We start from the raw sequence: 25,807 nt of genomic DNA on the forward strand, positions 1-25,807 counted from the left end.
GAATGGACAAATGCCATGACGAAACCATTACCTGAGCATGTTGTTCAATTGCTACTTCAGGGTGCACAGGACCAAGTAAAAGCAAACGAAATTGCTGCATGGTTTGCCAATCCGACAAAAGCGTATGAAGCGTTTTTTTCAACAACAACGATACGTTAAAAAAGTCAATGTCCGCCATGAAGGCGGTCATTGATCGTCCCCAATTTAGGTTAAAATGCAATACGAAGGGAAAGAGATGGAGGGATATAGGGAAGCCAAAAACGAATTTTTCCAAAGGTTAATGAATACTCGAATTTTGTAAGCCGTAACATATGAAGTAGTTTTTAATAAAAATTGCTCCTTCCTTCTTTAACAATCGGGCACAATTCTGGAATAAGGATCTGCGCTTATTTTTCATTTAAGGGCCAGAGTGCGGAATAAGAGATTGTGAAATTTTACTTTATTTGTAATAATTGTTATTTAACTAAATAGCTGTTTAATAATTATTAACTCTTATCGAGGGGTGGAAAAAATTGAAGGCAGATGCTGTTTTTGAAGGTGGTGGAGTCAGGGGAATTGCTTTTATTGGAGCGATTCAATGGAAGAGGAAAAAGTAGAATGGGAAAGACTGGCTGGAACATCAGCGGGAGCCGTAATAGCTGCTCTTTTGGCAAGCGGCTATAATAGCTATGAAATTAGAGACCGGCTGAGTGAAATCGATTTCTCAAAGCATCGAGGTAGGACGATCCTGAATCGAATTCCCATTTTCGGCACCTTTTTAGAACTTATAGTTCACCTCGGAATTTATAAAAACGATTATTTGGATACATGGGTGGATACACTACTTTCATCAAAGGCATTAAGACATTCGCGGATCTTCCAGATGGAAAGTTGAAGATTATTGCTTCTGATGTTTCGAATGGCCAAATGCTTATTTTGCCAGATGATTTGGATCGATATAGGATGACTCCTGCTGATTTAAAAGTTTCAACTGCCGTTATGATGAGTGCCTCTTTGCCATTTTTCTTCCGTCCGGTTATTTGGAAGTCAAAAGACCGTAACGAATCCTATATTTTAGATGGTGGTTTACTTAGTAACTTCCCAATATGGATATTTGATACAGACAATCCTCGTTTCAGCTTTCATTTTGTGAAAGATGAAGTTAAAATAGATGCGGTTATACCAACGCCGATCCACCTTTGTATTTAAATGGGATTTTGAACAATATAAGGCCAAACGAATGCAAAGATTATAGAATTAAGTAGAAGAAAGAAAACACTATCGTTTCAAAACGGTTGCCATACCCATTATAATAAGTTTTGAAGATTGCTAATTAGAATTATGTGCTTATAAGACTGAGAATACGTTGTTACATTTGACTAAATTGATTTATCTGAAGTAATTGATTACTAGGGAATAGATTTTGTTCTTAGATGGGCAAAGAGTAGGTTAAAGGAACTAAATCACTGTATTAACAACATGTTGGAAACAATGAATTTCTCATTTATTGAGGGGATAATGATTATTGTTTAGTTGACTCATGATAATTTATAAGCATATACAGTTGATCCAGTATATGCTTCCTTTTTCAAAATATATGGGGAATATAGAGGTTACAAGTGATTCCAATATGAGGTAGTTAATCATTCTATGAAAAGCCTAAATATTCAGCTTGTTATAGAAAACTAAGAAACTGGAACGATCAATATTAGAGAAGTGAGGTGTGTTTATGGAAGCAAAATATTGCAAAGAATCACGAGTTATACGAACAAGTCGTGTATTTCCAAACGATGTAAATAATCACAATACGTTATTTGGTGGTCGGTTAATGAGTGATATAGACCAAGTCGCTTCCATTTCTGCAGCGCGTCATAGCCGAAAGGAATGTGTAACTGCTTCAACGGATTCAGTGGACTTTTTACATCCGGTTCGACCAACAGATTCAGTCTGTTTTGAATCCTATGTGACATCGACAGGCACATCGTCAATGGAAGTGTTTGTGAAAATTATTGCTGAAGACTTAAAAAGCGGTGAATATAAAATGGCAGCAACTGCCCTCTTAACATTTGTCGCACTTGATCAACATAAACGTCCAACACGAGTTCCTGAAGTCGTTCCGGAAACAGAAGAAGAGAGAAAATTACATGAAACCGCACCAGAGCGAACAAGGATGCGCAAAGAAAGAAAACAAAAAAGTAAAGAATTGGCCACGTTTTTAACTACGAATCATCCTTGGACATAGTTCATGAGTTAATTGCTGTTATTGATTCAAAAGCTCCGGTCATTGGTACCCCTCAGTTATTATTTTTTAGTTTTTCCATAATACTAGAAATCAATTAGTGTTTATTCAAGAAAGATCCGTTCGTAAAAGTACACTTTTATGAATGGGATAAACACCATAATTAAATTAATCAAATCCGTTTTTTAATTTCGCGAAAATACTATAATCTGAGTGTCCCATATGACTTATCCCTAAAGAGAGGTTTCTGCTTTGGATGAATCAAACTATACAACAGGTCATACGATATAAGTCGATGGCATGGGTTCACAGTAAAAATGTATAGTAATGGGTTTAATTGAGATATTCAAAACGTGCAACAACTATTCTAGGTTGTTCGCACGTTTCTTTCTCATTTCCACATATAAAGTTGCTTTAGGCACACCAATGAGTTTCACAATGACTTTCACACTTAATCCATTCGTGTTTCTACTATTATATAATCGTAGGGCTTCTTCTATATTTTTTCTCTGCTGTGAAGGGCGGCCCATGTGTTTACCTATTGATTTTGCTTTTTCTCTACCTTCAGATGTTCGTTCAACGATTATATCTTTTTCAAACTGCGCAAAAGAACCTAAAACATTGAATAATAAAGATTGTAGAGAGTTTGCTTTTTCATTGACCTTAAAAGTTAAATTAACTTTGATAAAACGGGTAAAGTTTTATTAGAAAGAAAGAGATTATCTCATAAAGATAAAAAAATCATTACTATTGAAAATTATATAGATGATCCGAATCTTGCACAGTTAATTAATGAATTAGAGGAAAGATAAATGTTGCTTTTTAAGAAGATACAAACTTGATTTTAAACCTTTACGAGTACTATAAATATAAGAACTAAAGCCGGAGTTCCCATGTTAGGGAACTCCGGCTTGTTTCTAACCTAACCTTCATGGGGTCAACCCCTCACTCAGCTGCAGTTTATAGAAAAGCATTAGATGAGGAATTAAATAAAACGTGAAGGTAGAATTATTGGATAATCTCCATGTTTAATTTCTTTTTAGCGGTAGGTAACATAGAATCAAGAGAAAAGAACCGGCTTCCATTTATTAATAGATGAAGAGCGATAACCAATAATACTAGGTCTAATTCAAAGCCAGCCATTTCCCCATTACCTAAAAAACCAGCTCCAAATTTTACAAAAATTATTGCACCAGCCATTATCAAAATAAATAAGACAGAAAATATTCTTGTTCCAAGACCTAAAACTAAAGCTATTCCTCCAATTAATTCAATGGTACCGACTGCATAAGCCATAAATCCCGGAAGTCCTAAACTTTCAAACCATCCAGCTAGGTTAGATAATCCCCCTTTAAATTTAGATAAGCCATGCATGAAAAATGTGACTCCTAATATTGCTCTTAATAAAAAGTTTCCGATTTCTTCTTTATTCATGATGCATCTCCTTTATATTTTATACACTACAAAGTGTAGTGTTAAAGATAAAAAAAATCAAGTGACAGTCATGTGACAGTCACTAAGATCATTCCCAATAGCATGACCAGAACGTATATGGAGACCGCTGCTGTAGTAGTATCCAGTCTCAAAGGAATGGTTCTCTGAGGGTCGACTAATTGCTGCAGTCTATAGTTTACGGCTTCATTCGAGAAATGAACGAGGACAGGAGCGGAATTTACAGTGATTCTATTCTTAATTAACTTTAACAATGCAGTGCTCAAACCCAATTCAGTCCCCATTTTTTTTATGGCGTATTCATCAGCTAATAATTCGCTGATTATTTTATAGTTTTTATAACACCATTTGGTCAGCGGTACAAACCAGAAGGCATGTGAAATCAACTGTAAAATAAAGATTTTTAAAGAATCATAATTTTTTTGGTGAAAGTATTCATGTTCAACTACAGCTTCTAGTTCATCCGTGTCTAATAATTGAATTAAACCGCTGCTAAGAACGATGAGTGGCTGTCTATATCCAACAGTAAAGGCCAGAGGCTGAGCGTCCGTCACAATTAAGATACCTTGTTTTACGCGTTTGAATTTCTTTCTTATCAATGTTGTCAGTTCATCATTTCTTGAAACAAGCAGCCTTTGTTTAAATTTCCTTAAGATAAGAAATTGTTCTGTAATTTTAAATACAGTGAACAATATGCTGTATGATATTACGACATTCAGAAAAATAATGACCAAAAAATAGTAGAACGAATTTTCCTTGAATAAACTAAAGCAAAATTTAAAGAAATTTGCTTTAATATGTACTCCAAAAAGGATGTGTACCAGAAACATTCCCATCTGGCTCCATACTATAAAGGCAATTAATAGACTTAGGCTTATTACGAAATAAGACTTTTTCTTCCACATTATTTTTTGTCCTTTTTTAGGGATTTAATTTTTTGTTCTAATTTATCGAGTAAGCTTTGGTCAACGTCTTTCATTGCATCAAGCATATGGTTAATGACAGCACCACCAAACTCGTCAAGCAAATTCTCAGTTATTTTCTTGGACTGCTCTTCTATGAACTCCTCTTTAGATTGAACCGGACAAAATAAAGAAAGCCTTCCTTCTGTTCTCTTTTCAAGAATGCCTTTTTCAACCAGACGGTTCATAACTGTCATTACCGTATTAAAGTTGATAGGCTTATCAATGTCCAAATGCTGTTGAACTGCTTTAATGCTCTGCTCGTTGTTATCCCAAAGATACTTCATGATTTTAGCTTCTAAGGGACCAAAGAAACGATGTAGCCCGACTTGATCGTATTTGAAAGTTTTTATATTCATTTCATACCTCCACTACGAATTGTAGTGGTTAATCTCGGAAGAATCAAGTGAAATTAGGGGTATTATTAATCACCAGCTGATACTTTGCAAGCATAAGTTGTCTTTGTTTCTAATTTTTGATTACTTATCTGTCCTATGTTCGATTAGTTAAAACTTTATATCCTATTTAGGTGCTATAACTTTACAGTTTTGACACTATTTTCTTAATGTAGTGTAAATTTTATATTTATTTTGCATCTTTTAATACTTATTTGGCGTGAATAACAAATTAAGGATCAAACATATTAGACTAATATGTTTGATCCTTTTATATCTTTTCTACAAACTCGCCCGATTCCGGAATAAGCCTGATGCTTTTAAAATTGGTGCTAAATGTAGTGAGTTTCTGTTTATTATCAGTCTTTAAACTGTTTCAAATATTGCAAAGTAATATACTGCGATCTTCGGAAGTAAGAGCACCATAATCACAATAAATTAATAGGGCTTAGTCATAGATATGAGAATCATTTAATTCCAAATAATTCTCAATAGAGGAAACAGAATAGAAATGTTAAAAAAGTAAGCCTGTATCCAATTCGGATTTTTCAGAATTAAAAACGTCGCTCTGAGAAAAATAAAGAATGATTGAGAGTAAAAGAGACGACATTTTTATGAGGGGCATTTGGGGGAAGGTACAAGATTTTTAAATTATCTCGTTTTATTGATATTTTAGCATCGTGGTTATTTGACACCTTTAATATCAGATGCTGTATGGATGAAAATTATATACTTCAAACGAAACTTTAAACAATGAATCGATAATGATCCAAGTTTAGTAGAGCGTTGGCATAACTATTGTAGAAATATATTTCCGGAAATTAACATGTCACATTTTCTTACACGAAAATACAAAGGATGTAGAGATGGTGGTATATTAGTTGTAAGAAAAATCAAAAAGGAGAGGTTACAATGAATAAAAAAAATATCAATACATTTTCTTTTTTTATTTGTTTTAAAAGTGGCATTCTCTAAATAATCCCCTTTTTTATATAGTCATTATATTTGCCTAAAAAGATTTTTACGTTAGTTACTTATCCGCGCACGTTACATATAGACAAGAGAATGTGGAAAGAAATTGTAAGTCTATCGATCGTGTAAGCAACTTGGAAGGTTGGTTTTAATGGCGTATATTAAACCCGAACAAGTATTAGAAAGCATGATTCAGACAGGTACTAGAAAGTCAAACCAGTCAATCAAACATCTTCTTTTAGGGGGGGGATTGTCAGGAGCATTGCTAGCCTTTGCGACGACATTAGCCTTTACCGCGACAACTCAAACAAATCTAGGGATTATAGGGGCGCTGGTGTTCCCCGTAGGTTTTGTAATCATTGTTCTATTAGGACTTGATCTTGTTACTGGAAATTTCGCTCTTATACCGGTTGCAGTTCTAGGAAAAAAAACAAGCTTTTGGAAAATGATTGTTAACTTTTTTTGGGTGACGATTGGGCACTTACTGGGATGTTTATTTTACGCTGTATTATACTATATTGCTGTTACAGATATGGGTAATACTCCTATTGATAAGAACGCAGTTGTTCAATTGATAATCAAGACAGCTGAGACAAAAACAATTGGGTATGAAAAGTTTGGAATTGATGGACAAATAACGGTATTTGTCAAAGCAATGTTATGTAACTGGATGGTAACTCTCGGTGCGGTTATGGCAATGACCTCCAAGTCTACAGGAGGCAAAATCGTTGCGATGTGGCTACCAATCTTTACATTTTTCGCTCAAGGTTTTGAGCATGCGGTTGTTAATTTATTTGTAATACCATCTGGAATAATGTTTGGTGCGAATATTTCCATCACTGAATGGTGGCTTTGGAATCAATTTCCTGTCTTATTAGGAAACCTTACGGGTGGATTTCTATTTACAGGTTTAATACTATTTCTAATCTATAAAAACGATAACGACTTTGTAAAGAAAAACACTGCAGTATTTAAAAAAGATTATGCAAAAGAAGCTTAACGATTATATGTTAGCAGTAGTTCGGTTGAAAGAAAGATTTGACACATAACTTCAAAATTTAAATGGAACCCTTTATGGATCAAAAGAGCTGATGATTTCCTATGTCAAGGAATATCATCAGCTTTTTATCTATTTATTATATTCATTTGCTCTCTTACCCCATATTTTTTTCATCATTTTTATGATAATATTCCGGGCCGTATATAGAATCATAGTCTTATAAAACGTGTTTACGCTGAAATAAACTGATGTACAGAAGATAGGCTTTTTGCTGTTCTTTCAACCGCAATATAATTTTCTTTAATAAGAACAATGCAATTCAATTCATCCTTTAAATAGGTATCAACGGCGTGCCTTACGTCATCCAACTTCACTGTCCGACTTAACCCGTTGTCCCTGATAGTTACTGAATCTATCCAACCAGGAAAAAAAAGGGAGGAGGACATTTAAATAACTACTTAATGGAGCTTCCACCACCTACTTAATTGCTTACCGAGAGAACTTGAAAACGTTAATGTTGAAATGGCTGATAAGCAGGATAAATATAGGTTACTAGAAACGCTTTTACACTAGAAATAAATTAGGATTGGATTATTGGTAAAAGTCATAAGTGCCATTATTTGATACAACAGTGATACATGCTATTGAATCTGTTAATATGGCATTAGAAAAATAATTTGATTAGACAACGTGTACATCAATTTGAGGTAAATCTCTTTTTCCTTATTCAAGTAACAGGTGCTTTAGGCCTATACGGTAATATTAATCCATTTCTTTAAGGTCTTCTTTATTGTGCTAACGGGTGCGTTTACGCAATAACTCTTCAGCAATGTAGCTCAAGATCGATATTCCGCAATCGGGCGCTTTTCTTTAGCAAGAAAAAGCGTCCTTCTTTATGTATTGGGCCATTTAATGGAATAAGAGCTTGAATAAAAACTCCATTTTTTTATGTAGCCATTAGGCGAGCTTGAGCGCATAAAAACGTTGATTTATCAACGTTTTGTAAAATCCTGCATATACAATAAATTATGACAAGTTGATCCTCATGGCCCCAAAGGGAGTTTGTGATAGGGAACGTACGTTAGGAACAATTATGTTAACTAGAAGTATCTATCATTTTGAATATCTTGAAAAAACTTTTCGTTTCCATTTCGATCACTTTATTTAACCAACAGGAGAAGCAGCCAAGGATTTTTTGAAAAAGCACTTGTTTGATTTGCTTAGACTTGATACTCATCTACTAGAAGATCTTAAAATGAACCACTCATCATTACTCGTTCACGTGTTTTTTGCCTAAATTCATATATTCTTTGTCTAGCCTGCTCAAAATTTTCTTCTAATAGCGCCTCATAGATTGCCCTGTTATAATGTGCACCTGAAAAATATCTTTGCTGAGGATAGAGCTTATAATTCGCAACAGCACTCATCACAATTTTATCTCGGTGATCGTCCATAATTTGCAGCATCACATTGTTTTTTGCAGTAGCTATGAAGCTTCTAATAAATGATAGTGAAAAATTGACATATTTGAAATAGTTTTCTTGTTCTTTTTCATTTAATTGTCGATCTAAAATGGACTTTAACTCATTAAGGTTGAACGTGTAATGTTCGAAATGTTCGACTGATTCTAACACATACATCTGATGGGCAAAAATTACTTCAAACATATCGATGATTTCTTTAGTGGAGATTTCTTTTACCATTACTCCTCGGTTTTTTAATGCTACGACAAAACCTTCTAATTCCAAGCGAGCGATCGCATTGGAAATCGGAGTCCGACTCATTTCCAGCTCTTCTGCAAGCTTATATATAGATAACAGACTTCCGGGCATGTAGTGAATGTTGTTTTTTTAAATTATTATCCTACCGATAAAAACATAAGAAACAAAATAATATACATAGCTACTTGGTCAGTGTTTGCGGTTGTGTTTGAGAAGTTTTATTTATGGTCAGGAACGTTTTACTATAATGGTTGGAAACTTTGGTATTCAGCGATTTTATATCCATTTCTGTATCTAAGTCTATATTTGTGTTTAAGGTATGTCCGTAAACTCTTGAATTCTTATTTAAAGGAAGGGAAATAAGGGAAACCTTTTGTTTAGTAATGTACATTTTTGTTGAACTAACAGGTGCTAGAGTTCAACAAGTGCGAGCCAGCTTCAACAGCCTTTGATCTTCAACAATCGGGCGCGCGACTAAAAGCCGGGATTACCTCAAACGCTTACCTATTGCCAACGATTGCTGAACAATGATCAGTCGCTTTTTTAATAGGCAGATCCGAATAGTTCTATAAATGAATGATTGGATGTAAATAATGAAGAAACCCAGCAATTTTCTCAAGTGAAGGTAGCTGGGTTTTTAAAGTTGGATGTGCAAAATAACACTTTAAAGATTTGGCGAGATCAAATAGGCTTGTTTTTTGTTCGTTTTCAGCAATGTGCGCAATTTGCTATTTTGCTTTACCATGGATTCCGTAGCAACAAGAACTAATAAGAATAATATTTACTTTTTTAGCCCTTCCTAATAAACTTTTTAGGAAAGGCTTTTTATATACCACAAAAACATCGATGTATTAAAAAGGTATGTCATTTAAAATAAAGCGTGCAACCTAATCATTAATTCATAGGAGTGATTACTTGTCAAAACAAAAGTATAAGCTAAGTACCATTATCATTTTCTTTGTATGCTTAGTTGTTCTTCTGTCATTGCTGTTTACTGGTTTGTTAATTAGTCAAACAGTAAGTGATACGATTCGTAACAACCAAGAAGAAAAATCAAAGATTGTATCAAGAACAGTTGCCAAATCTGTGATCGTTACAAATGGATTAGAGAATGGAGAACAGAATGCAGGAGCGATCCAACAATATACTGTCGATATTCAACAAGCTACTGATGTTCTTTTTATCGTGGTTATGGATATGAACGGAATTAGAAAATCTCATCCTAATCCAGAAATGATAGGAAAAAGCTTTGTTGGTGGAGATGAAAAGGCCGTATTAAATGGAGAAGAACATATCTCGTTATCTAAAGGGACACTAGGACAATCATTACGTGCATTCACTCCTATCTACGGCGCTGATAATGAACAGATTGGAGCCGTTGCAGTAGGGATATCTCTTAATAATGTTGAACAAGCTCTAGAAAAGGCGCATCATAATATTATCATTGGTTCAATTATAGGTATTTTAGTTGGTGTATTAGGAGCGGTTATTCTAGCAAGGTACATAAAAAAAATATTATTTGGATTAGAGCCGTTTGAGATTGCCAAAATTCATGAAGAAAGAAATACAATGCTACAATCTGTACACGAAGGGATTATTGCAGTTGATAAAGACTCAACGATAACACTTGTAAATAAGTCAGCTTTACGAATCTTTATGAATTCTGGCTTGCCAGACAATCCTATTGATATGAAATTAACAGAGTATATGCCATATTCAAAATTAGATCGGGTGTTAAAAACAGGTAAGCCCGAACAAGATGAAGAGTTAACTTTTAATGGTGTATCAATTTTAGTTAATAGTGTTCCTCTGATCGTAAACAAAGAAATAGTCGGAGCAATCTCAACATTTAGGGAAAAAACTGAGGTTCATGAATTAGCAGAACAATTAACAGGTGTCCGGATGTATGCTGAAGCTTTACGTGCCCAGTCACATGAATTTATGAATCGGCTTCATGTTATTCTTGGAATGGTTAAAACGGGATTTTATGATGAGTTAACAAATTATATAAATGAAGTTGTTAATCATCGCGTAAATGAAGTTGATTATGTTACGAAGAATATTAAAGATCCTGCTCTTGCAGGATTTATTATGGGGAAGCTTAGCTTTGCTAGAGAAAATCAGGTGGAGATGATGATAGATAATGAGACAGTCATTCCAGCACCTAAAGAGGCAAATGTTATCCATGAATTAATTACAATTGTCGGAAATGTAATAGATAATGCGATAGAAGCTATGGATGATATGAAGGAAAAGAAACTACAGTTAAAATTAAACTATGATAAACACCAACTTCAAATTAAAGTCCGCGACTCAGGTCCAGGGCTTAAAAAGGAGCAGTTTACTCATATATTTAAAAAAGGGTACTCAACAAAAAAATCAAATCGTGGTTACGGATTATATTTAGTGGGTAAAAGCGTAGAAAGTTTAGGAGGAACAATTCAGCTAAACTTAAGCGTTGAAAACGGGACAGAATTTATAATTCAAGTTCCTTACGAGGTAGAGGAGGAAGACGAATGATAAACGTTCTAATTGTAGAGGATGACCCGATGGTTGCAGAGTTTAATAAACGATATCTGAAGGAAATAGATGGTTTCTTTTTAGTGGGTGTAGCACATTCTGTAAATGAAGCGACAAAAGTCATCAATAGCAAAAAGGTAGATCTAATGCTTTTAGACGTATACATGCCAGGAGAAAATGGGTTAACTCTATTAAGTAAAATTAGAGAAGAAAAAAGAGAATTAGACGTCATTCTAATTACAGCTGCCTCTGACGTAGACAAAATTCAGACAGCACTAAGATATGGAGTAGTGGATTATTTAATTAAACCATTTGAATTTGAGAGATTTCAACAGGCACTTACATCTTACCAAAATAAACACCTATATCTAAATCAACAAAGTAAAATGAAACAGAAGGATTTAGACGAACTCTTACTAGTCAAACAAAATAAATACGCTATAGCTGAACCATTAAAGCCTCTGCCAAAAGGATTATCAAGAAAAACTTTAAATACAGTATTTGATGCTGTTAAAAGGCAAAGGAATACTCCATTTTCTACAGATGAAATTGCAGAAGTAACAGATATATCGAGAGTTTCAATTAGGAAGTATTTAAAATTCTTAAATGATATTCATGTAATTGATAAGACATTAACATATGGAATAGGTAGACCTCTTTATTCTTATATGTATAATGAGTCGAACCGATCTGCACTTGATAAATATGAATAACAAAAAGCAGCATATGTTGCTTTTTTAAATTACACAAGCGATAAATCTTCAACGTCAATTATCAGGAAACAGTATATCGGACCGCAACTCCATGCATATGTTCCAATCCGCGGAACGTTAGGAGTTTGTGTATTTCATATCGCTACCCTAGAAAGAGATAGAACGACTCCAGAAAAAAATTGAAAAAACATCCGAATAAATAAGTAAAGAATAATTGAATTTTTATTATTCCGGTTGAGAAGAAACGGGCAAGGAAATGGTGCTCTTTAGATGGTCTCAGATGGAATAGAAACTACTAAATAACAAAATGCATTCATAATTAACTAGAGTCCTTATTAGGACTTTTTTTGTTATTAAGAAGGGGATAAATTAAAAGACTTACAAAATGGGCTACAGTTTCACTATTCGACAATTTACTTTTTTTAATTACAAAAGTAGTTTTAAAAGTTACAAAATATATCGAAATTTTTTGAAATTTTATAATATTAGATTATAGGAGAAAAGGAGGGGCAATAAATGGAACCAGCAAAAAAAATGCAAACGCTTCATTATATAGATGAGAAAGTTGAAAAACAAAGCTTTTTATCTAAACTTAAGGAATTGAAGATAGGAGTTATTCCCTTACCACTTTATGTAGCATTAGCACTTATTATTTATGGAGCATCTGTATACAATCAGCTCCCACCTGATATGATTGGTGGTTTTGCCGTCATCATGGTTATGGGGATTTTACTTGGGGATATAGGATTAAAAGTTCCTATATTGAAGGATATTGGAGGCCCAGCGATACTAGCGCTCTTAATTCCGTCTATTTTGGTATTTTATAATTTGATTAATCCAGCCGCGATGGAAGCGGTTACAACCCTGATGAAAACATCTAACTTCCTTTATCTATATATATCTTGTTTAGTTGCAGGAAGTATACTTGGAATGAACCGAAAAGTATTAGTACAAGGGTTTACACGTATGTTTGTTCCACTCTTATTAGGAACGCTTGCTGCAGTAGTAGCGGGAGTTTTGGTTGGATCATTGTTTGGATATGAAATGAAACATACATTTTTCTATATTGTTGTACCAATTATTGGCGGTGGAATTGGAGAGGGAATCTTACCGCTTTCTCTAGCATACTCTCAAATTTTAGGTACATCTGCTGAGAGCTTTGTATCGCAGATGGTTCCTGCCGCTGTCATTGGAAATATTGTTGCGATTATTTGTGCAGGTTTAATGAAACGTTTAGGGGAGAAAAGACCTGAACTAACTGGAAATGGTGTTCTAGTGAAAGCAAAAGGTGGCGATGGGATTTCAAATAAAACGAATATTACTAAACCTGTCGATTTTTCGTTAATGGGTGCCGGATTATTGATTGCCTGCTGTTTCTTCATCTTTGGCAGTCTCGCGCATAAATTCCTTGGTATCCCTGGTCCTGTACTCATGATTGTGGCTGCCACATTGGTCAAATGTTTAAATGTGATGCCTGCAAAAATGGAACAAGGAGCCTATCATTTATATAAATTTGTTTCAACAAGTTTAACATGGCCTCTTATGGTTGGTTTAGGTCTCCTCTTTATCCCATTAGAAGATGTGGTGAAAATTGTAACTCCGGCTTATGTTGTAATTTGTTCTGTAGTTGTTATTGCAATGGTAGGGACTGGGTATTTTGTTGGGAAATTTATGAATATGTTTCCTGTTGATTCAGCGATTGTAACAGGCTGTCATAGTGGTCTAGGCGGAACAGGTGATGTAGCCATTTTATCAGCCTCCAACCGTATGTCATTAATGCCGTTTGCACAAGTTGCAACAAGACTTGGTGGTGCTGCGACTGTTATATTAGCAACACTCTTAATGAAATTATTAAGTTGAAAACTAGTTAAACTGGTATAAACAGATGACAAGAGTCAGTTAAATGCTTCAAACATTATAGGAGAGAACTAAAGGAATAAGAGCTGTTAAACTCTATTCAATCATGAGGTTTTTTCCTTACAGCTAGATAACAGAAAAATTCAACAAATGGAGAGATACGATATATGTCAACTTTACGTGATAAAGCATTAAAGATGCATAAGGATAACCAAGGGAAACTAGGTGTCTATTCAAAGGTTCCAGTACGTGATGCGAACGATCTAAGTCTTGCCTATTCTCCAGGTGTAGCAGAGCCTTGCCTGGAAATTCACGAGGACGAAAGCAAAGTATATGACTATACAATGAAGGGAAATCTCGTTGCCGTTGTTTCAAACGGAACAGCTGTACTTGGTCTTGGAAATATTGGTCCGAAAGCTGCCATGCCTGTTATGGAAGGGAAGGCATTGTTATTCAAATCATTTGCTGATGTGGATGCATTTCCTTTATGCCTAAATACAACTGACCCGGATAAAATTGTGGAGGTCGTCAAATTATTAGAGCCTACTTTTGGTGGGGTAAACTTAGAAGATATCGCAGCACCTCAATGCTTTGAAATTGAAGATCGTTTACGAAAAGAGTGCGATATCCCTATTTTTCATGATGACCAACACGGGACGGCCATTGTAACTGCTGCCGGGTTAATCAACGCTCTTAAACTGGCGAACAAAAAACTAGAAGATATTCGTGTTGTGGCAAACGGTGCTGGTGCTGCAGGCGTGGCAATTAGCAAGCTGTTGCTCCATATGGGTGTAAAAGATGTCATTTTATGTGATACAAAAGGAATCATTTATAAAGATCGTCCGGTCGGTATGAATAAATTCAAAGAAGAAATGGCCGGCATTACAAACAAAGAACATAAGCAAGGGACATTAGCAGATGCTCTTGTTGGAGCTGATGTGTTTGTGGGGGTATCAGCTGCAGGTGCCGTTACCAAAGAAATGGTTCGTTCTATGAATCAGCATCCGATTATCTTTGCCATGGCAAATCCGGTACCAGAGATCATGCCGGAAGAGGCAAAAGAAGCGGGAGCACTTGTAGTAGGAACCGGACGATCTGATTTCCCAAATCAGGTCAATAATGTGCTCGCATTCCCTGGTATTTTCCGCGGTGCTTTAAACGTTCATGCAAAAGAAATAAATGAAGAAATGAAACTTGCTGCAGTTTATGCGATTGCAGGATTAATTTCAACAGAAGAACTTCACGCGAATTATGTAATTCCAGAGCCATTTGACCGAAGAGTGGCGGCTCATGTAGCAACAGCTGTTGCCACAGCCGCAATGGAAACCGGTGTTTCGCAAAAAAATGTGAATGTAGAAGAAATCAAAGAACATCTATTAGCATTAGCTGAGGAAAAACAACCTGTTTTTAGATAATTTAACCGACTAATACACAAAAAAGTTGTTCAATTCTTACAAACAATCAACTCAAACCCCTTGTCTACACTATCAAGGGGTTTTCTCTTGTCTTTTAATGAATCCTATCAAGCTTATTTATTCTGCTGGAGAGTATACTAGAGTAGGGTTGGATCTAAATGCCACGGTGTTATCAAATTCCCTCGGTTTATTACACGGGAAATATATTCATTGAAAATATAAAATGAATAAATTGTAAAAAATAGTTACCAGTATGTGGAAGTTCTAACAGTGGAATACTATGATTATGAAATCACGGGTTTCCAGAAGGTTTGGAGGAAGGAATGATGAAGAGAAATACCATTTAACCCCAAAACTAAAATATCTTGGCTTGGAGCAATATTGTATCTAAGATTTAATTCATCGTTAAAATCAAAATCAAACTGTTCCTGGAGCATACCTATATCAGTTGCTAAAGAGAATCTTAGTTGATGATACACCTACTGGAAGGCTTATCTTTAACATTATGAGTTCTTTCGCAGAGTTTGAAAGAGATATGATTGTAGAACGTACCCAGGTAGGAAAGGCTATTGCAAAGCAGCGTGAGGAATTCAAAGAGGGCCGCCCTAATAAATACAGCAAAAAACAGATTGATCAAGCTTTAGGACTATTAAAAACTCATTCATATAAACTAGTAGAGGAAATGACCGGGATTTCTAAAAGTACGTTGATCAGGGCCAAAAGAAAGGTGGTAATGAAATGACAATACACGATTCAGTCAGAAATATGAAGAACTCATTCATTCAAATAGTAGCAGTAGTAACAAAGATCGAAAGCTTGTCGATCTTATGTCAGAACTTGAAGCAAAATTCAAGATCCCAGCTCTAAGGAAGGAAGGTGAGTGTCATGGACGTGAAATCATTAACGGTTGAAAATTTAGTTCGCAAGTTTTCATTGAAAGTATTAGTTGGGGAAAATCAACTACAGCAAACGATTACGCAATCACGGGCGCATCGTCCGGGTTTGGAATTCGTTGGTCACTTTGATTTTTTCCCGACTGAACGTGTTCAAATTCTTGGAAAAAAGGAAATTATTTTTTTGCATAAGTTAAGCAAAGATGAACGTCAACTGCGAATAGGTAATATCGTCAAATACCACCCTCCATGCTTTATCGTTACAGCGGGGCAGGAAGGGCTAACGTATTTAACTCAATATTGTGTAGAAGAGAGAATTCCTTTGTTATGTACAAACGAACCTGAAACTACTTCTGAATTTATTACGAAACTGGATGCTTATATGGTAAAAACACTAGCGCCAGAAATCGCGATACATGGAGTCTGTGTCAATGTGTCTGGAATGGGCATTTTACTGCGTGGAAAGTCAGGAGTCGGCAAAAGCGAAACAGCACACACATTGATCGGCCGGGGTCACCGGCTAGTGGCTGATGATATCGTCGTGTTGAAAAAGCTCAGTCCACGAACCCTTCTCGGTACTCACGATGAGAAGACGAAGGAATTTCTCGCCCTACGTAGTGTCGGGTTGTTGAATGTGGTGCGCTTATATGGGAGAAAAGCTTTTCAGGATGAAACTCGGATCGCGCTCGATATTGAACTGACAAAACGGCAGAAAAATTCCCTTAATAATGAACTGGAGCACGAACCTGAATTTACGGAATATATGGACGTTCGGATTCCTCATATTGAGATTCAGCTCCAACCTGGTCGTGATGTGGCAGGGTTAATTGAAGCGGCGGCACATAACTGGTATCTAAAGCAGCAAGGATACAGCGCTGCAGAAGAGTTCATGAGACGGCTAGAATCTGATATTCCTGATTCTAACTGGTAATTGACGTTTCCATATCTAGGGATTCATGAAGCTGTTTATGAAGAACTAGAGATTAAAACACAAATAAAGTCTTTTATTGATATCCTAATTGATACAGAGAATTTGATTTTATTAGAAGACTCATCAATATTAATCCTGAGTAGGGGGATTTTAAAAGCGAATTGTCAATTTTATATAATAATGAAATAGTGATTTTTAAGAATAGCTAAATAATCAACAGCAAAAAACTGTTTGTTAACTTTTTTTGATTAATACTAAGGCAGTTATTCAAGTTTACATAATAGCAGTTAAAATCCACCGTTTAAGAAAATATGATTTTGAAATGGGTTTTGATAGAAAAATAAGCTAACAAAAGAGGTAATTTTCACCTCTTTTTCTTTTTGCTCAAAAATTATGGTTTTTGACAGTAGCCACAACATAAAAAATACCTTACATTACTGTTGTTAAATGACAATAAAGATGTTTAAACCAGTAAATATAATTGCTACCTTACATTTATTAATGGTGTATAAAAACGTTATTCATGTTTTTGTGTGTATAATGTTGCAGTTCCTAATCCTATAACAACTAAGCCGATTCCAAAACAAACCACTTTGCTGTACCATAGTCCAGGTGTTATCAAGTTGTGCAATAAAAAAAGCTACATATCAATACCAATACCGTTATAAATGCTGTTAACAACCTCAAAAATTCTGGTCTTTGTCTTTTTAAAAGTGAATTACAACATATTAATATTAAAGCTATTATTATTTCCCAACTTCCCACAGTAAGCCCCACATTTATGGACAGCCCTACCAAAAGTGCATCAAAAGGTGAAGTTCCTAGGTCTGATTGTATAGTGAGAGAAATACCAAGGGTTAATATTAAAATTCCTAATACATAAAAAACATATTTCACTTTACTCGACCTCTTTATCATTATCTTTTTGTTGCAAATGCAACAAAGTTAGGTTAAATTTAATATATGCCATTTTTATTGCATTTGCAACAAAAATATGTACTAAGGAGTTAATTATGAAGGAAATTCTTCGTGAAATTGGAATGATAGCAAGGGCATTAGATTCTATAAGTAATATAGAATTTAAAGAATATGACCTTACAAAAGGGCAGTATTTGTACATTGTGCGAATATGTGAAAACCCAGGAATCATTCAAGAAAAGTTAGCTGAGATGATAAAAGTAGACCGAACAACAGCAGCTCGTGCTATAAAAAAACTTGAAGTTAATGGCTTTATTGAAAAGAAAGAAGATAAACATAACAAAAAAATTAAAAAACTCTTTCCAACAGAGAAAGGGAAAAATGTTTATCCTTTTATAAAAAGAGAAAATGATTATTCTAATATCGTTGCATTAGAGGGATTTTCCGAAAGAGAAGTAGAAATCATTTTAAATCTTCTTCAAAGAGTAAGAAAAAATATAGAAAAAGACTGGGAATTTGTAAAAAAGGGAAACAAGAGAAATTATTGATTATATAAAGGAGCGACATATTTAAATGACTATAAATATAAAAAAGTGTACCCTTGAAGATTCACGCAAACTTCAAGAAGTTAGTTATGAAACATTTAATGAGACATTTAAGCATCAGAATTCACCCGAAAATATGAATGCCTATTTGGAAAGGGCGTTTAACATAAAACAATTAGAAAAAGAATTATCCAATATTTCTTCGCAATTCTTTTTTGTTTATTTTAATAATGAAGTCGCTGGATATTTAAAGGTTAATACCAATGATGCTCAGTCTGAAGAAGTGGGTGATGAATCACTTGAAATCGAGAGGATTTATATAAAGAACAAATTTCAAAAACATGGGCTTGGTAAATATCTGCTAAATAAAGCTATGGAAATTGCTATGGAACGTAATAAGAAGAAAATCTGGCTAGGCGTATGGGGAAAAAATGAAAATGCTATTGCTTTTTATAAGAAAATGGGGTTTGTTCAAACTGGAGCCCACTCTTTTTATATGGGTGATGAAGAACAAATGGACTTTATAATGATCAAAACACTCATATAACTTTTTTTGAAAGGTGGATTATTATGTATATTCCAAAATATTTTAAGGTCACAAATGTTGATGAAATTTGGGATTTTGTTCAAAAAAACTCTTTTGGCACGATTGTCACAACAGAACAAGGGAAACCAATTGCCACTCATTTGCCATTGCAGTTAATTAAAGAAGGAGATACTTACTATATAACGGGGCATATGGCTTATGGGAACCCTCAATGGAGAACATTCGAAACCTGTGAAGCTGTATTGGTTATGTTCCAAGGACCACACGCTTATATCTCTTCTTCCTGGTATGAAGAGGAAAATGTCCCGACATGGAACTATCAAGCTATACATGTATATGGTACAGCCAGCATTTCGGACGAAGAAGAGTTAAAACAGGACCTGACAATGTTGCTGCAAAAATACGAAAAACACCGTAAAAATCCAGTTTTATGGGATAAGCTTTCTCCTGAAGTTTTAGAAAAACAACTAAAAGGTATTGTTGGATTTAAGATTAAAGTACAAGAAATTCAAGCTGCCAATAAACTAAGTCAAAATCGTAATGAAGAGGACTATCATAACATCGTTAATAAACTCTATGAAGAAAAGGATTTGAATTCTCAACAAATGGCACAATTGATGGAGAGGAAGTTAAAAAAGGACAAATAAATATTATGTTTCTTTTTTATAGATTTTTTCTTTCTTAGATGAAGTTTGTCAAGAAACGTACTTAAATGATAAATAATTTTCCATAAGGAAAAAACAGAGGATCCCGAAATGTCCCTCTGTTTTTTTTATAAAATATTAAGACTAGCATTTAATTGAAACTAAATGTAAGAGCATAACAACTCAAACTGTTACTCAATAGTTCGACCATTAGACATATAAAACGTTGTTCAACGGGTGCTTTTATTTAATAAGATACTAATAGAAGATCTTCAACAATCGGGCGCGTTTCTAAAGAATTGCGCTCTTTCTTTGTTTATAGGTCCAGATCGTGGAACAACACCTTTAAAGAAAAATGGATATTTATGTTAGAGTATAGATGAGATTGTGAAGGATTGTACTTAAATAAAGCAGGACAGTTGAAGAAGGGATACAAACTTTATTGTGGAATTATTGTCCTTAAATGTTCTCAAGAGTTGGTTGAATGGAGAATTTAAGTAAAATAGACTTTAAATAAAATTGGGAGTGATATAAATGAAGGTAATCGTTCATGAGGGGAAAATAGGCATTGACGGACTTTTTTATCGTGACATGGCAGAGATACAGCCAAAAGTTGGAGAGGTAAGGGTGAAACTAAAAACCGCAGGACTCAATCACCGTGATCTATTTGTCCTCAATCGGCATAAACCGACCGAACCACCATTAATTATTGGTTCAGACGGTGCCGGAATAATCGACGCTGTTGGCGAAGGAGTCTTAAATGTCCAAGTTGGAGATGAAGTGATAATAAACCCGAGTCTTGGCTGGAAAGAAAAAAGCGATGCTCCCCCTCAAGGTTTTGAAGTTCTAGGTCACCCTTTCCATGGAACTTTTGCGGAAAAGGTTGTTGTTCCTGCTGATAACGTAGTGCAGAAACCTCAGTATCTAACATGGCAAGAAGCTGGTGTATTGTCCCTAGCTGCTCTCACAGCATACCGGGTTCCAATCTCCCCAACGCCATGAAGCTAATAAAACCCATAACGTTATTAAGATGTGCAAGTCCGTAAATTTCAAACTTATGATCATATATCAAGAAATCATTAAGTGAGGTTTCCATCATTTTCATTGGACACAGGTTTAGTGCAGTTGTATTCCCACATTCTGTACAAATGAACATGTGTTCATGGGTATTGATTTCATTTTTCAAATGGAATAGGTTCTCTCCACCATAATAAGTAAGTTCCATGATACCTATGTCCTTGAACAAATAAAGGTTTCGATACACTGTATCAAAACTGACATTTCCCATTGTATTCCTCAAATGATCCGTTAAGGATTTGGCCGACACAAATCTGTTTTTTTGTGCCATAAAATAAGATAATATTTTAGATCGTTGAGGGGTGCATTTGTAACCATTTTCTTTTATGTGATCTAGATATAATTCTAAATTCAAGATTACCATTCCCCTTTAATTTATCTTTGATTTAAATCAGGAATCGAAACGTCCTATAAAAATCTAGTAGATTACCATAAAGACATGTTGATAGCTCAAAGTGTATATACTAATTAAAATAACAAAAAGCTGATTCCACATAGGGATTAGCTTTTTGTTATACTTACTAAGTTATAGGAATCCACTTCCATCTTAAATCTTCCTTTGCTATATGTCCTAATCCTGGGAATGGATAATGACACACAAATAATAGTGCTGATTTATCTAGTGCTTCTTGCAAAAAACTTCTTCTAGTTTCGAGTCCTTGTTTAGGTGACATCTCTACGCTAATATGGGATGGAAGATGATGCAATGTCGTTGGATCATTTAATATGTCCGATGCCACTAACAAATGGTTTCCTCCAGAACTTACAGAAAGGGAGAGATGACCTACTGTATGGCCAGGTGTATGAACAAGATGGATACCTGGAATAATCTCCATATCTGATGTGATTAAGGTCATATTGTCCTTTAAAGGTATCAATTTCTTATATTCCTTTGACTGAGGGTTGCTTTTCCATAAATCATATTCTTCTCTTCGCATGATATACTCTGCATTTGGAAAAGTTGGCTTTCCTTTATTCGAGAGGCCACCAATATGGTCCATATGCCCATGAGTGATAATGACAGTATGGATATCCTCTGGATAGATACCTTGTGTTTCGAGATGATTAAGCAACTTGCCTGCTGTTGGTAGATGAGTTTTTCCAAATCCTGCATCCACTAAAATATTCTTGTCTCCTGTATCAATAAGCAAGAAATTAAGTGGAGCAAGAAAATCTGATGGAATGTGATGAATGATGTGCTCCGGAGTATCCGCGAAAAAAAAGTCCTTGGAAACAGGGAATACACCATCCGATATGACCATTATCCGAAATGTTCCGAATTGAAAAGCGTGTAGTGTAGAGTTCATAAAATTTGAATACCCACTAATTGTTTATTGGTAACACTTAAATAAACTAGAGGGTACGATATTCCTCCTTATCTTTTAAAATTTTATCTAGTGCTTGCCAAGTCATTAATGCACAATTATGTCTTGCTTTTAACTGATGGACTCCTTGTAGTGATAAACTATCACCTAAATCTATCCCAACTGCTACCTCCCCATGGCGAATTAACTGCTCAAATGCTTTTCTTAGGGAAGCCATCTCTTTTAGCGACTTGTTTTCGATAAGTTCTGTCATCATAGATGCAGATGCCATGCTAATGCTACAGCCTTCACCAAGGAAGGATGCTTTCTTAACTCGATCATGTTCAAGGTCTAAAAATAAAGTCATGACATCGCCGCAAGTAGGGTTTTTATAATGTACTTTCTGTACATATTCTCCTTTTAATTCTTCAAAGTTTCTCTTTTGTCTATAATGATCCATGATAACTTGTCTGTACAGGTTATCAAGCATGGTAATGAAGTTCCCCTTTCATTGTGAAAGTATAGATCAACTAAAATTTTTCAGGATAAGTATTTAGTTGCTATCTCTAATTAAGCTCTTTCTTTTGTACATGGAAAATTAGATTGTTGTTTGCTTAATAAAAATAGTTATGTTAGTTAGCTATGCAATTTTTAAATTGCTGCTCTAACTCATCTTTATTTAAGTCTTTTCCAATAAAAACAAGTTCACTTAGTCTTGTTTCGTTCTCTTTCCATTTCCGATCTGGTTTTCCTGAAAATAACATATGAAGGCCCTGGAATACTATTCGTTGTTCCATCCCTTGAATATGAAGAATCCCCTTATAACGTAATAAATCTTCCCCTTTTTCTTGAACAAGGTAACTCATCCAATGATCTACCTTATCTAAGTCAAGTGGTTTCTCTTCCCGAAAAGCAATAGAAGACACCTTATCATCATGATGGTGATGGTGATGATCTTCTAAGAAATGAGGGTCAATTTCAAGCTTGCGATTCACATCAAACGTATTAATTCCTAAAATATCTCTTAAATTTATATTGCAATTTTGAGCGTGCAATCTTTTAGCTGCGGGATTCATGTTGGTAAGTCTTCGTTCCAACGTATTCAGATCGCCATCAGATACTAAATCTGTTTTATTTAGAATGATCACATCAGCGAAAGCAATTTGCTCTTGTGCCTCATCATGACCATCCAGGTGCTTAGTAACATGCTTGCTATCTACTACGGTGATAATACTGTCTACTTCAAATTTTTCGGATAGTAACTCATCCATAAAAAAGGTTTGGGCAACGGGTGCAGGATCAGCTAGACCAGTTGTTTCAATCAAAACTCGATCAAATTTTACTTTACCTTGCTCCATTGAAAACACAAGAGTACGCAGAATGCGAATTAAATCTCCACGAACTGTACAGCAGATGCAACCATTGTTCATTTCCAAAATTTCCTCATCAGAATCAACTACTAGCTGATTGTCTATCCCAACTTCTCCATACTCATTGACAATGACTGCAATTTTTTGATTATGCTTTTCTGTTAGTATACGATTTAAAAGCGTTGTTTTCCCTGCACCTAAATATCCAGTCAGAATGGTGACAGGAATTTTATTTGGTTTTATCAATGTCATAGTTTTTTTCTCCATTTAAATTATTTTTGATACTTTGATTACTTTTTCTTTCTCTTTAGGAACCCCATCGATAACTCCGGCTGCACGTTCAAAACCTTGCCCATGAAATGAATGGCTTACTTTCTCTGTATAATCCTCATTGGCAAGAAGGGAATCAACGAAGGGGGAGGCATCCTCAGGTTTTAGATCCCTATACCATGTTCCTTTTGGATAGTCGATGACAACGCACTTATCATGGCATCTTCCATTACAACGTGTGCGCGTTGTGTGGATGGCATCGTCAAACTCTCGATCTGAGATTTCTTTACGAATAGCTTGAGTTAGTTCCTCTGCTCCGACCTCATTGCAACTGCTGCCGTTGCAAATGAGAATATGATGCTTCGTATTACTTAAATCCCATGTTGCCATAGGTGTCTTCCCTCCAAATAAAACGAAATAATTACGATTTAAAATCGATAATTGTCTGGTTTTGAACTTTTCAAACGACTCAATTCACTTACTTCTATGATAAAGTACAGAGCAATCAATCTTCAGTAGAGGTAAAATCCCAAATGGATGGCAGTTTACCAACTTGACTTTTTGATGCCTGGAAGTTGACCTTTATGTGCCAACTCCCGAAAGGCGATTCTAGATATCTTAAACTTTCTTAAATTTCCTCTAGGTCTTCCTGTAACTTCACAACGATTATGCAAACGAGTAGGGGATGAATCCCTTGGTAACTTCCGCAGTGCTTCATAGTCACCTTTTGCTTTTAGTTCCTTTCTCAAGTCAGCATATTTTTCAACCATTTTTTGGCGTTGCTTCTCTTTTGCCACCTTTGATTTCTTTGCCATATCTTTTCGTCCTTTCTTATTTAATAATGTATGACTAATTAAATCGAAATCATTACGATTTATGTTATTATTTTATCTCTTTTTTAAGCCACGCGCAAATACAGAATGATTTAGGAAATGTTAATGTACCGCAGCCATGCTATTTTTCTCTAAATTCCTCAGTGTTTTCTGTAGGTTGCTGTGATCTAATCCATCCCCGATAAACACGAGTGTATTGTTCATCTTTAAACCTGATTTTGTATGCAAAGGCATGCCATAAGCATATTGAAAGAGGAATGTTTCCGATTTACCTGTAAAACGGATATACCCTTTAACTCGATAAATAGAGTCAGGTATTGTTCTTAAGAAGTCTTCAAATAATTTCTCGTTAATAGGATGAGAGAAGGTATGAACATACGTTTTGATATGCAGATGATCAATAGCATGTGTTTTCTCATGTTCATCTTGTCCTTTTCTTTCAACATATTGGATCGTACTCAAGTTGATGTTGGTAAATTTCGTCGGAATAATCTTTCCAGTTGGATTAATCATGTATAATTCATTTTCAATAACCCTTAGGCTTTCCTCTGAAATTCGATCAATCTTATTCAATACGATGGTATCAGCATGTTTTACTTGCTCCGTAATTAGTTTTCGAAGAGGAATCTTTAATTTATGGCGATCCAACCAGCAGGCAGCATCTAAAAGAGTAATAATCGATTGAATTCTTACTTTTTCAGCTAAAAGGGGGGATAAACAAGCATCTAACACTTCAACTGGATGGGCAACACCTGTTGATTCAATGTAAATAGCATCAAGTTCAAACTGATTGATAAGCTCGGATAATCGGACTCCAAGTTTATCAGATAGAGTGCAACACACACATCCATTTAGCAATTCTTTTAAAGGAATCCTCTCTGGAATGGAATCTGAATCTATAGAAACTTGGCCCATTTCATTCATAATTACAGCCACTTTCCTGTTATTTTCTAGTTCCTGTTCCAGAATCCTTTGAAGTAGAGACGTTTTTCCTGCACCTAGAAAACCTGCTAGAATATAAATCTCCACGCTTCTCATTGGAAATCATCCTTTCAACTTTTAATTAAATATGTTGTAAAAAAAAGTAAAATCATTGTGATGATTAAAAAATATTTGTTTAACTTAATATAAAAAGTAATGGTTACGATTTATAATTATAAAGGGAACAAAAGGTTTCTACAAGGTAGGTACGCCACTAATTATCTATGGATAAGAGGTATGCTCCGCATGGGCTTTTGTAATAAGGTGAA

General features: G+C 35.0%; 25 protein-coding genes and 4 pseudogenes. 15 read left to right on the forward strand and 14 right to left on the reverse strand.

Annotated features, from left to right (window positions below):
* Window positions 1-577 precede the first annotated feature (577 nt).
* The 3 genes from ACFFIX_RS25655 (at window position 578) to ACFFIX_RS25665 (ending at window position 2,221) form a co-directional block, all read left to right on the forward strand.
* A complete protein-coding gene (locus tag ACFFIX_RS25655; protein ID WP_378939204.1) occupies window positions 578-874 on the forward strand; it encodes a patatin-like phospholipase family protein in 297 nt (98 codons plus the stop codon).
* Complete coding sequence (locus tag ACFFIX_RS25660; protein WP_378939206.1) at window positions 871-1,188, forward strand: patatin-like phospholipase family protein; 318 nt, start codon at window positions 871-873, stop codon at window positions 1,186-1,188. The genes ACFFIX_RS25655 and ACFFIX_RS25660 overlap by 4 nt, the downstream gene beginning before the upstream one ends.
* A gap of 520 nt (window positions 1,189-1,708) precedes the next feature.
* The gene (locus tag ACFFIX_RS25665; RefSeq protein WP_378939208.1) at window positions 1,709-2,221 is read left to right on the forward strand and encodes an acyl-CoA thioesterase; all 513 of its coding nucleotides are present in this window, start codon (window positions 1,709-1,711) and stop codon (window positions 2,219-2,221) included.
* Between the two features lie 359 nt (window positions 2,222-2,580).
* Here the strand turns inward: ACFFIX_RS25665 and ACFFIX_RS25670 are convergent, their stop codons facing one another.
* From ACFFIX_RS25670 to ACFFIX_RS25690, 5 genes and pseudogenes are all read right to left on the reverse strand, one after another.
* Window positions 2,581-2,748, reverse strand: a complete 168-nt coding sequence (locus ACFFIX_RS25670; RefSeq protein WP_378939210.1) for a hypothetical protein — start codon at window positions 2,746-2,748, stop codon at window positions 2,581-2,583.
* 15 nt (window positions 2,749-2,763) lie between these two features.
* Window positions 2,764-2,904 (reverse strand): annotated as a pseudogene (locus ACFFIX_RS25675) (recombinase family protein); the annotation flags it as partial.
* Between the two features lie 322 nt (window positions 2,905-3,226).
* Complete coding sequence (locus ACFFIX_RS25680) at window positions 3,227-3,652, reverse strand: DoxX family protein (RefSeq protein ID WP_378939212.1); 426 nt, start codon at window positions 3,650-3,652, stop codon at window positions 3,227-3,229.
* 68 nt (window positions 3,653-3,720) lie between these two features.
* Window positions 3,721-4,575, reverse strand: a complete 855-nt coding sequence (locus ACFFIX_RS25685; protein ID WP_378939214.1) for a M56 family metallopeptidase — start codon at window positions 4,573-4,575, stop codon at window positions 3,721-3,723.
* Window positions 4,575-4,991 carry a BlaI/MecI/CopY family transcriptional regulator gene (locus ACFFIX_RS25690; protein WP_378939216.1) on the reverse strand — a complete coding sequence of 139 codons (417 nt, stop codon included), beginning with the start codon at window positions 4,989-4,991 and terminating at the stop codon, window positions 4,575-4,577. Before ACFFIX_RS25690 ends, ACFFIX_RS25685 begins: the two co-directional genes overlap by 1 nt.
* Before the next feature lie 1,159 nt (window positions 4,992-6,150).
* Between ACFFIX_RS25690 and ACFFIX_RS25695 the strand changes: the two genes are divergently transcribed.
* Window positions 6,151-6,999 carry a formate/nitrite transporter family protein gene (locus ACFFIX_RS25695; RefSeq protein ID WP_378939218.1) on the forward strand — a complete coding sequence of 283 codons (849 nt, stop codon included), beginning with the start codon at window positions 6,151-6,153 and terminating at the stop codon, window positions 6,997-6,999.
* A gap of 1,250 nt (window positions 7,000-8,249) precedes the next feature.
* Here the strand turns inward: ACFFIX_RS25695 and ACFFIX_RS25700 are convergent.
* The gene (locus tag ACFFIX_RS25700) at window positions 8,250-8,831 is read right to left on the reverse strand and encodes a GntR family transcriptional regulator (RefSeq protein ID WP_378939219.1); all 582 of its coding nucleotides are present in this window, start codon (window positions 8,829-8,831) and stop codon (window positions 8,250-8,252) included.
* A 3-nt stretch (window positions 8,832-8,834) separates the two neighbouring features.
* Between ACFFIX_RS25700 and ACFFIX_RS25705 the strand changes: the two genes are divergently transcribed.
* From ACFFIX_RS25705 to hprK, 7 genes and pseudogenes are all read left to right on the forward strand, one after another.
* Complete coding sequence (locus ACFFIX_RS25705; protein ID WP_378939221.1) at window positions 8,835-9,083, forward strand: CBO0543 family protein; 249 nt, start codon at window positions 8,835-8,837, stop codon at window positions 9,081-9,083.
* 552 nt (window positions 9,084-9,635) lie between these two features.
* A complete protein-coding gene (gene dcuS, locus ACFFIX_RS25710; protein WP_378939224.1) occupies window positions 9,636-11,240 on the forward strand; it encodes a DcuS/MalK family sensor histidine kinase in 1,605 nt (534 codons plus the stop codon).
* Entirely contained in the window at window positions 11,237-11,953 is a 717-nt protein-coding gene (locus ACFFIX_RS25715; protein ID WP_378939226.1) for a response regulator, read from the forward strand. Before dcuS ends, ACFFIX_RS25715 begins: the two co-directional genes overlap by 4 nt.
* Before the next feature lie 516 nt (window positions 11,954-12,469).
* Window positions 12,470-13,813, forward strand: a complete 1,344-nt coding sequence (locus tag ACFFIX_RS25720; RefSeq protein WP_378939229.1) for a 2-hydroxycarboxylate transporter family protein — start codon at window positions 12,470-12,472, stop codon at window positions 13,811-13,813.
* 164 nt (window positions 13,814-13,977) lie between these two features.
* Window positions 13,978-15,225, forward strand: coding sequence for an NADP-dependent malic enzyme (gene ystJ, locus ACFFIX_RS25725; RefSeq protein WP_378939231.1), 1,248 nt, complete (start codon window positions 13,978-13,980; stop codon window positions 15,223-15,225).
* 463 nt (window positions 15,226-15,688) lie between these two features.
* Window positions 15,689-15,967 (forward strand): annotated as a pseudogene (locus ACFFIX_RS25730) (recombinase family protein); the annotation flags it as partial.
* A 149-nt stretch (window positions 15,968-16,116) separates the two neighbouring features.
* Window positions 16,117-17,049, forward strand: a complete 933-nt coding sequence (gene hprK / locus ACFFIX_RS25735) for an HPr(Ser) kinase/phosphatase (RefSeq protein WP_378939267.1) — start codon at window positions 16,117-16,119, stop codon at window positions 17,047-17,049.
* 529 nt (window positions 17,050-17,578) lie between these two features.
* Here the strand turns inward: hprK and ACFFIX_RS25740 are convergent.
* Window positions 17,579-17,946 (reverse strand): annotated as a pseudogene (locus ACFFIX_RS25740) (YczE/YyaS/YitT family protein); the annotation flags it as partial.
* A 116-nt stretch (window positions 17,947-18,062) separates the two neighbouring features.
* Between ACFFIX_RS25740 and ACFFIX_RS25745 the strand changes: the two are divergent.
* From ACFFIX_RS25745 to ACFFIX_RS25760, 4 genes and pseudogenes are all read left to right on the forward strand, one after another.
* Entirely contained in the window at window positions 18,063-18,515 is a 453-nt protein-coding gene (locus ACFFIX_RS25745; RefSeq protein WP_378939233.1) for a MarR family winged helix-turn-helix transcriptional regulator, read from the forward strand.
* A gap of 25 nt (window positions 18,516-18,540) precedes the next feature.
* Window positions 18,541-19,059, forward strand: coding sequence for a spermidine/spermine N(1)-acetyltransferase (paiA, locus tag ACFFIX_RS25750; RefSeq protein ID WP_378939235.1), 519 nt, complete (start codon window positions 18,541-18,543; stop codon window positions 19,057-19,059).
* A 23-nt stretch (window positions 19,060-19,082) separates the two neighbouring features.
* Complete coding sequence (locus ACFFIX_RS25755) at window positions 19,083-19,706, forward strand: FMN-binding negative transcriptional regulator (RefSeq protein ID WP_378939237.1); 624 nt, start codon at window positions 19,083-19,085, stop codon at window positions 19,704-19,706.
* Between the two features lie 531 nt (window positions 19,707-20,237).
* Window positions 20,238-20,681 (forward strand): annotated as a pseudogene (locus ACFFIX_RS25760) (alcohol dehydrogenase catalytic domain-containing protein); the annotation flags it as partial.
* Here ACFFIX_RS25760 and ACFFIX_RS25765 read toward each other — a convergent pair.
* The 7 genes from ACFFIX_RS25765 to ACFFIX_RS25795 form a co-directional block, all read right to left on the reverse strand.
* Window positions 20,668-21,144 carry a Fur family transcriptional regulator gene (locus ACFFIX_RS25765; protein ID WP_378939240.1) on the reverse strand — a complete coding sequence of 159 codons (477 nt, stop codon included), beginning with the start codon at window positions 21,142-21,144 and terminating at the stop codon, window positions 20,668-20,670. The pseudogene ACFFIX_RS25760 and the gene ACFFIX_RS25765 overlap by 14 nt on opposite strands.
* Window positions 21,145-21,301: 157 nt before the next feature.
* Window positions 21,302-22,087 (reverse strand): MBL fold metallo-hydrolase, encoded by a 786-nt coding sequence (locus ACFFIX_RS25770; protein WP_378939242.1) that lies wholly within the window; start codon window positions 22,085-22,087, stop codon window positions 21,302-21,304.
* A gap of 46 nt (window positions 22,088-22,133) precedes the next feature.
* Window positions 22,134-22,574: a Fe-S cluster assembly sulfur transfer protein SufU gene (sufU, locus tag ACFFIX_RS25775; protein ID WP_378939244.1), complete on the reverse strand. Its 441-nt coding sequence runs from the start codon at window positions 22,572-22,574 to the stop codon at window positions 22,134-22,136.
* A 142-nt stretch (window positions 22,575-22,716) separates the two neighbouring features.
* Complete coding sequence (locus ACFFIX_RS25780; protein ID WP_378939269.1) at window positions 22,717-23,706, reverse strand: CobW family GTP-binding protein; 990 nt, start codon at window positions 23,704-23,706, stop codon at window positions 22,717-22,719.
* A 15-nt stretch (window positions 23,707-23,721) separates the two neighbouring features.
* Window positions 23,722-24,114: a (2Fe-2S) ferredoxin domain-containing protein gene (locus ACFFIX_RS25785; RefSeq protein WP_378939245.1), complete on the reverse strand. Its 393-nt coding sequence runs from the start codon at window positions 24,112-24,114 to the stop codon at window positions 23,722-23,724.
* A gap of 155 nt (window positions 24,115-24,269) precedes the next feature.
* Window positions 24,270-24,539 (reverse strand): 30S ribosomal protein S14, encoded by a 270-nt coding sequence (rpsN, locus tag ACFFIX_RS25790; RefSeq protein WP_378939247.1) that lies wholly within the window; start codon window positions 24,537-24,539, stop codon window positions 24,270-24,272.
* Between the two features lie 120 nt (window positions 24,540-24,659).
* Entirely contained in the window at window positions 24,660-25,595 is a 936-nt protein-coding gene (locus ACFFIX_RS25795) for a CobW family GTP-binding protein (protein WP_378939249.1), read from the reverse strand.
* Between the last annotated feature and the right edge of the window lie 212 nt (window positions 25,596-25,807).

The organism is Metabacillus herbersteinensis (assembly GCF_042433335.1).
In the GTDB taxonomy this organism is placed as follows: domain Bacteria; phylum Bacillota; class Bacilli; order Bacillales; family Bacillaceae; genus Metabacillus; species Metabacillus herbersteinensis.

Coding starts and splice junctions, on each gene's coding strand:
- ACFFIX_RS25755 (WP_378939237.1), top strand. CDS start 19,083: ATGTATATTCCAAAATATTTTAAGGTCACAAATGTTGATGAAATTTGG.
- ACFFIX_RS25685 (WP_378939214.1), bottom strand. CDS start 4,575: ATGTGGAAGAAAAAGTCTTATTTCGTAATAAGCCTAAGTCTATTAATT.
- ACFFIX_RS25665 (WP_378939208.1), top strand. CDS start 1,709: ATGGAAGCAAAATATTGCAAAGAATCACGAGTTATACGAACAAGTCGT.
- ACFFIX_RS25715 (WP_378939226.1), top strand. CDS start 11,237: ATGATAAACGTTCTAATTGTAGAGGATGACCCGATGGTTGCAGAGTTT.
- sufU (WP_378939244.1), bottom strand. CDS start 22,574: ATGCTTGATAACCTGTACAGACAAGTTATCATGGATCATTATAGACAA.
- ACFFIX_RS25780 (WP_378939269.1), bottom strand. CDS start 23,706: ATGACATTGATAAAACCAAATAAAATTCCTGTCACCATTCTGACTGGA.
- ACFFIX_RS25680 (WP_378939212.1), bottom strand. CDS start 3,652: ATGAATAAAGAAGAAATCGGAAACTTTTTATTAAGAGCAATATTAGGA.
- ystJ (WP_378939231.1), top strand. CDS start 13,978: ATGTCAACTTTACGTGATAAAGCATTAAAGATGCATAAGGATAACCAA.
- paiA (WP_378939235.1), top strand. CDS start 18,541: ATGACTATAAATATAAAAAAGTGTACCCTTGAAGATTCACGCAAACTT.
- ACFFIX_RS25785 (WP_378939245.1), bottom strand. CDS start 24,114: ATGGCAACATGGGATTTAAGTAATACGAAGCATCATATTCTCATTTGC.
- ACFFIX_RS25765 (WP_378939240.1), bottom strand. CDS start 21,144: ATGGTAATCTTGAATTTAGAATTATATCTAGATCACATAAAAGAAAAT.
- ACFFIX_RS25795 (WP_378939249.1), bottom strand. CDS start 25,595: ATGAGAAGCGTGGAGATTTATATTCTAGCAGGTTTTCTAGGTGCAGGA.
- ACFFIX_RS25770 (WP_378939242.1), bottom strand. CDS start 22,087: ATGAACTCTACACTACACGCTTTTCAATTCGGAACATTTCGGATAATG.
- ACFFIX_RS25670 (WP_378939210.1), bottom strand. CDS start 2,748: ATGGGCCGCCCTTCACAGCAGAGAAAAAATATAGAAGAAGCCCTACGA.
- ACFFIX_RS25690 (WP_378939216.1), bottom strand. CDS start 4,991: ATGAATATAAAAACTTTCAAATACGATCAAGTCGGGCTACATCGTTTC.
- ACFFIX_RS25700 (WP_378939219.1), bottom strand. CDS start 8,831: ATGCCCGGAAGTCTGTTATCTATATATAAGCTTGCAGAAGAGCTGGAA.
- rpsN (WP_378939247.1), bottom strand. CDS start 24,539: ATGGCAAAGAAATCAAAGGTGGCAAAAGAGAAGCAACGCCAAAAAATG.
- ACFFIX_RS25655 (WP_378939204.1), top strand. CDS start 578: ATGGAAGAGGAAAAAGTAGAATGGGAAAGACTGGCTGGAACATCAGCG.
- ACFFIX_RS25720 (WP_378939229.1), top strand. CDS start 12,470: ATGGAACCAGCAAAAAAAATGCAAACGCTTCATTATATAGATGAGAAA.
- ACFFIX_RS25745 (WP_378939233.1), top strand. CDS start 18,063: ATGAAGGAAATTCTTCGTGAAATTGGAATGATAGCAAGGGCATTAGAT.
- ACFFIX_RS25695 (WP_378939218.1), top strand. CDS start 6,151: ATGGCGTATATTAAACCCGAACAAGTATTAGAAAGCATGATTCAGACA.